The organism is Natranaerobius trueperi (assembly GCF_002216005.1).
Taxonomy (GTDB): Bacteria; Bacillota; Natranaerobiia; order Natranaerobiales; family Natranaerobiaceae; genus Natranaerobius_A; species Natranaerobius_A trueperi.
On sequence record NZ_NIQC01000069.1, the window covers coordinates 1 to 946 of the forward strand.

Genomic DNA, 946 nt, shown 5'->3' on the forward strand with positions numbered 1-946 from the left:
AAGGAAGCATTCCTGTAATGAATTTAAATGAAGAATGATAAAAAAAGTACCTCCTGCTAATATACGAGGTGTCGTCACTGAAGTCGACCCTTAACGACCCTTAATTAAAATAGCAGAGGAGGTACTTACTATGAAGTATACTCAAAATGAAAGAATTAAGCAAGTGCAAGAATCAACATTAATCATAGGTGTAGACATTGCTAAAGAATCACATGTAGCAAGAGCTCAGGACTTTAGAGGTGTTGAGTTGCAAGACCAATAAATTTCAAAAATGACAGAAAAGGCTTTAAGAAGTTTTTCAGTTGGTTAGAAACTATTAAAAAAGAACAGGAAAAAGAAGAAGTGCTAGTCGGTATGGAACCTACGGGGCAATACTGGCTGAACCTAGGGCAGTTTCTAAAGCAAGTGGGAATAAAGCCACTTTTAGTGAATCCGAACCATGTCAAAAGAAGCAAAGAATTAGACGACAATTCACCAACCAAAAATGACGTAAAAGACGCTAGAGTCATAGCACAACTTTTAAAAGATGGTCGCTACTCTGAACCGAATATTCCGACTGGAATATATGCAGAACTTCGTACAGGGATGAACTTAAGAGATCGGCTGATGACAGACCTGAACCGCATTAAAGGCAGAGTAGATAATTGGTTAGATCGCTATTTCCCTGAATTCAGGACAGTATTTAAGAATTGGGATGGAAAGCAGCGCTTTTAACTCTAAAACACTTTCCTCTGCCTGAAGAAATCCTAAGTCAAAGTGTAGAAAGCATAGTGAGCTGCTGGAAAAGCGAAGTAAAACGCGCAGTAGGTGAAAAAAGAGCTAGAAAGGTAATTCAAGCAGCATCGCATAGCACTGGTGTGACAGAAGGCATATTTATGGCAAGACAAGAATTAAAAACTCTTTTGTCACAGAATGAAGCTTTAGTTGAAGATAGAACAAGTACTTG

Annotated in this window: 2 protein-coding genes; both read left to right on the forward strand. The window is 38.3% G+C overall.

Features of this window, described 5'->3' with window-relative positions; genetic code table 11:
- Positions 1 to 130: 130 nt before the first annotated feature.
- Positions 131 to 262 carry an IS110 family transposase gene (locus CDO51_RS15140; RefSeq protein ID WP_143824746.1) on the forward strand — a complete coding sequence of 44 codons (132 nt, stop codon included), beginning with the start codon at positions 131 to 133 and terminating at the stop codon, positions 260 to 262.
- A 53-nt stretch (positions 263 to 315) separates the two neighbouring features.
- A complete protein-coding gene (locus CDO51_RS14825) occupies positions 316 to 714 on the forward strand; it encodes an IS110 family transposase (RefSeq protein WP_240503591.1) in 399 nt (132 codons plus the stop codon).
- The last annotated feature ends 232 nt before the right edge of the window (positions 715 to 946 follow it).